Origin of the sequence: Mycobacterium sp., from assembly GCF_052144515.1 — a bacterium.
Classification (GTDB): Bacteria; Actinomycetota; Actinomycetes; order Mycobacteriales; family Mycobacteriaceae; genus Mycobacterium.
This window is the reverse complement of the sequence record NZ_JBKQQD010000098.1, coordinates 1-4,595: the sequence shown is the minus strand read 5'-3', so window position 1 is coordinate 4,595 and position 4,595 is coordinate 1. Positions and strand designations below refer to the sequence as shown.

The window sequence follows — 4,595 nt, the reverse complement described above, 5'->3', positions numbered from 1 at the left end:
GAGTTCAAGCTAGCCAGCAATCGCCAGCTCAAACGAAACCTGCAGAACCAGGTCGAGATCTACAAGAAGGCCAACGACACCGCGACAGCGGTCACCGTCATCATCGCCTACACCGCCGCCGAACACGGGGTCGGCTTAGCAACGGAACGAATCTGGTTGTTTTCGTGACCTTCGTTTAGCTTCAGCTTTAGCCGCGGCTTACGAGTGACCTTTGCGCCAGGGCGCTTCGGGGTCGGCGAGGGTGTCGAGCATTAGCTGGCACCAGGTGAGTGCCGCGTTGACCGCGAGGTGCGCGTGCCGGCTGCCGAGACCAACGCGTGCAGTTGCCGGACCGTGCCCGGTGCCCAGCCCGCGATTGCGCAACTCGGCGAGTCCATTGGCGATGGTTGTGACCGCACCGAGGATGCGCCTGACGCCATCGCTGCCGTCCGGCCCGGATCCGGTCGAGGGGTCGAGCCCGAGCGAAAGCTGTGCTGCACGAGCCAGTTTGGGTAGGTCGGATTTGTCGTCGAACGGCTGGCCGCGTTCGGTGAGAACGACCTTGGCGGTGCTTTCGATCAGTTCCTTGGCGCTGCCGACCGCGAGCGCGGGATCATCGCCGATCGCGCGCCTGATGCGCTCAAAGCCCTCGCGGATGGCCGACGGGTCCGCGAGCCTCGCGATGGACTCGATCGACAGCTGCGGCCCCACTGGCGTGATCTGGCCGGTCTGCTCGTCGACCTGGTAGCCGTCGCGGCGTAGCGATTGGCGAAAGTGGCTCAGGGACTGCGGCTCCCAGCCATTGAGCAACCGTTCGGCGACCCGGAGAAATCGACCGACCTGTCGCGGGTCGGTCCAGTCGACCGCATCCAGGTAGGACTGCGTCGTCTGGCGACGCACGCTGCTGTCTTCGTAGCGGCAGTCAGGGTCGGGCGCGAAGCCTTCGTCCTGGAATGCAGTGCTGATCGCGCCGACCGTGCTGTCGGTCATCAAGTCGCGGAAGACGCCGCGCGTGGTACGTCCTACGAGATCGGTCATCGCGTTGGGCTCTGTGTTGCCCTCCCCATCGCTCGCCCGCCCGCGCGCGCGACGGCACGGTAGATGGTCGAGCGGGTGACCGGGAACAGCTCCTCGAGCTCGCCGATGGTGTGCTCGCCGGCGCGGTAGAGCTCGACGAGGTGCGCCTCCTGCCGCGGGGTGAGCTTGGGCTGCTTGCCACGCAACCGCCCTTTGGCCCGGGCGACGGCCATGCCCTCCCGAGTCCGGGCCCGAGCAAGGTCGGCTTCAAATTCAGCGATCATGCTGAGGGTCGTGAACAACAGCCGGCCGATCGGGTCTGTCGGGTCGTGCACCGAGCCACCGATGTTGAGACGCACGCCGCCGGCGGTGAGTTCGTCAACGATGTCACGTGCGTCGGGAACGGACCGGGCGAGGCGGTCGAGCTTTGTCACGACGAGCGTGTCGCCGCTGCGGCAGGCGGCGAGCGCTTGGCGCAATCCGGGTCGGTCTCGGTTCGTGCCGGTCAGGCCGTGGTCGACATAGATCCGCTTCGGGTCGACGCCGAGCGCCGAGAGCGCCTCCCGCTGCACCGTGAGATCTTGATCGACCGTCGATACTCGCGCGTAGCCGATCTTCAGCTCAGTCACGCAAACCAGTATGCCGGTTAGCCCCCCTTCATCGGGAACGATGACCGAACCAGTCTTACGGGACGTCGGCACTCCAGTCCGGCCGGGTCCTGGTCGGTCGTTCCGGGCATGCCGTTGGAGGTTCCCCAAACGGACAGTCAGTTTGGATATTGCTCCAGTTCTCAAGCGGTCCGCGACACCGACGGCGCGGGACTGGATGAAAACCCTTGGGCCGCTGGCGGGCGATCGCGAGTGCGCATCGACGCGATCATGAAAGTCGAAACCACCCCCGGCGGCGCCGTGAAGACCACCTACACCGCCCGCGCCGTGCACCGCCTCAACGGCGAGCCGACCTGACCAGCGAGGCGTTATCGACGGCAAGCTGTGCGAATGCCGCCGGGGTGTGAGATTAAAACGCGCTAGCAGCTGCGACAGCCGCTCTGAGTGCGGTCGCGACCTGACGAGGTAAATCTCTGGTTGTTAACATTCGCAAGTACCGATCAACGCGTCCATCTCGGGGGACTCTCCCGGGCCGACACCATCACCCCGACCGCAGGAGTCACCAATGAGCAACGACACAGGACGCCTTCGGCCGAACGTCCTTCAGTACGTCGCCTATTGCTACGGGCGGGTCCTGCCCGACTCGATGCACGACTGGGTGCGCAACGACCTTGGGGGCAAGGGTGCGACGATCCGTACGATGATCCGATGGGCCATTCCCGCCCTTTTGGTGCTGGCCCCGTTTTGGCTGATCCCGACAACGCTGTACGTACACGCCAGTATGACGCTGCCGATTTTCCTGCCGTATGTCATGTTCACGCACGCGCTGAATAAGGTGTGGCGCCGCCACCGGCTGAGTGATCATGGTCTTGACCCCGATCTCGCCGACGAATACAAGCGCATGCGCGACGCGCCCATCCACCGTGCCTACATCGAACGCTACGGCCCTCGGCCGTAACCACGTTCGAACGACCTGATTCTGAACCTTGTCCGTTGCCGCCAGCAGCCCGCGCAGCGCCTGTCGGGTGACATTGCGGGTAGTAGCGGTAACGGTCGTGAATTCTTGGTTAATTCGGTTGGGCAATGAGATTTTCAGCCATACGCGCTGCGCCTCATACTCGACATAGACCGACCCAATCACCGTCGTGGTCGCAGATCACAGCAGGTGTCCCGGCATCGGAAGTACTCGATGCCCTTGCCGAACTCGCGCCACATCGACCTGCGCGATCTATGTTCTCCGCCCTGGGTGGGCGGCCAGCTCTGCGTCGGTGAAGTACTTCTCGAGCTCACTGATCTCGAACAGCTCCAACAGGTCGGGCCGCACCGGTACTTGCGGCTCTCGGGTGATACTGACGTCGGGAACGACCGGATCGCCGCCTTGTGCGCGGCATACCAGCAGGGTCTTGCGCCAGTTCGGGTCCATCGATGGATGGTCCTCGCGGGTGTGGCCGCCACGGCTCTCGGTGCGCGCAAGTGCGGCCTTGGCGATGCATTCGCTGACCAGGAGCATGTTGCGCAGGTCGATCGCGAGATGCCAGCCCGGGTTGAACTGCCGGTGGCCCTCCGCGACGACGTTGGCGAACCGGGCCCGCAGCTCGTCTAACCGGCTCAGCGCCTTAGTGATCTCGCCGGCGTTGCGGATGATGCCCACCAGGTCGTTCATCGTGTCTTGCAGATCGGTGTGCACCTTGTACGGGTTCTCGGCAGCCTCACCGTCTTTCGGGCCCGTGAATGGGGCCACCGCGAGCTTGGCGGCGGCGTCGACGGCCTCCGGTGACACCGACGGCCGCTGGCTCAGGGCGCCGACGTAGTCGGCGGCCCCCAGGCCCGCGCGCCGACCGAACACGATCAGGTCCGACAGCGAGTTGCCGCCCAGCCGGTTGGAGCCGTGCATGCCGCCCGAGCATTCACCGGCGGCGAACAGCCCGGGCACCGTCGCCGCGCCGGTGTCGGGGTTCACCTCGATGCCGCCCATCACGTAGTGGCAGGTCGGCCCGACCTCCATGGGCTCCTTGGTGATGTCCACCTCGGCCAGCTCCATGAACTGGTGATACATCGAGGGCAGCAGCTTGAGGATGTCTTCGGTCGATCGACGCGATGCGATGTCCAAATACACCCCGCCATGCGGGGTGCCGCGGCCCGCCTTGACCTCGGAGTTGATCGCGCGGGCGACCTCGTCGCGGGGCAGCAGGTCCGGCGTGCGCCGGTTGTTGTCGTTGTCGTAGAGCCAGGCGTCGGCTTCTGCTTCGGTCTCGGCGTACTGGCCTTTGAACACCGGCGGGATATAACCGAACATGAACCGGGTGCCCTCGGAGTTCTTCAGCACGCCGCCGTCGCCGCGCACGCCCTCGGTGACCAGGATGCCTTTCACGCTGGGTGGCCACACCATGCCGGTCGGGTGGAACTGGACGAACTCCATGTTGATCAGCGTGCCGCCGGCGCGCAACGCCAGCGCATGCCCGTCGCCGGTGTACTCCCAGGAATTGGAGGTGACCTTGTAGGACTTGCCGATACCGCCGGTGGCTAGCACCACGGCGGGGGCATCGAAGAGGATGAATCGCCCGGATTCGCGCCAGTATCCGAACGCCCCGGCGATGCGCTCGCCGTCCTTGATGAGTTCGGTGATGGTGCATTCGTGGAACACCTTGATGCGGGCCTGGTAGTCGCCGAGCTCGGCGTGGTCGTGCTGCTGCAGCGAGACGATCTTCTGCTGCATGGTGCGGATCAGCTCAAGCCCGGTGCGGTCACCGACGTGCGCCAGCCGCGGGTAGGTGTGCCCGCCGAAGTTGCGCTGGCTGATCCGGCCGTCGTTGGTGCGGTCGAACAGCGCGCCGTAGGTTTCCAGCTCCCACACCCGGTCGGGCGCCTCCTTGGCGTGCAGTTCGGCCATCCGCCAGTTGTTCAGGAACTTCCCACCGCGCATCGTGTCGCCGAAGTGGGTCGTCCAGTTGTCCTTCGGGTTGGTGTTACCCATCGCCGCCGCGCAGCCGC

Annotated in this window: 4 protein-coding genes; 1 reads left to right on the top strand and 3 read right to left on the bottom strand. The window is 65.3% G+C overall.

What is annotated here, in order from left to right:
- Positions 1-198 precede the first annotated feature (198 nt).
- Together ACLP9N_RS05505 and ACLP9N_RS05500 are read right to left on the bottom strand one after the other, a co-directional pair.
- Positions 199-1,017, bottom strand: a complete 819-nt coding sequence (locus tag ACLP9N_RS05505; protein ID WP_442406435.1) for an abortive infection family protein — start codon at positions 1,015-1,017, stop codon at positions 199-201.
- Complete coding sequence (locus ACLP9N_RS05500) at positions 1,014-1,616, bottom strand: recombinase family protein (protein WP_442406436.1); 603 nt, start codon at positions 1,614-1,616, stop codon at positions 1,014-1,016. Before ACLP9N_RS05500 ends, ACLP9N_RS05505 begins: the two co-directional genes overlap by 4 nt.
- Positions 1,617-2,169: 553 nt before the next feature.
- On the opposite strand from ACLP9N_RS05500, the gene ACLP9N_RS05495 reads away from it, so the two are divergent.
- Complete coding sequence (locus tag ACLP9N_RS05495) at positions 2,170-2,562, top strand: DUF5313 domain-containing protein (protein ID WP_442406434.1); 393 nt, start codon at positions 2,170-2,172, stop codon at positions 2,560-2,562.
- Positions 2,563-2,832: 270 nt separating this feature from the next.
- Here ACLP9N_RS05495 and ACLP9N_RS05490 read toward each other — a convergent pair.
- A partial coding sequence (locus ACLP9N_RS05490; RefSeq protein ID WP_442406433.1) for a fumarate reductase/succinate dehydrogenase flavoprotein subunit occupies positions 2,833-4,595 on the bottom strand: 1,763 nt, incomplete at its 5' end.

Bases quoted from the DNA above. Each gene is read 5' to 3' on its own strand.
- ACLP9N_RS05495 (WP_442406434.1), top strand. From the start codon at position 2,170: ATGAGCAACGACACAGGACGCCTTCGGCCGAACGTCCTTCAGTACGTC.
- ACLP9N_RS05505 (WP_442406435.1), bottom strand. From the start codon at position 1,017: ATGACCGATCTCGTAGGACGTACCACGCGCGGCGTCTTCCGCGACTTG.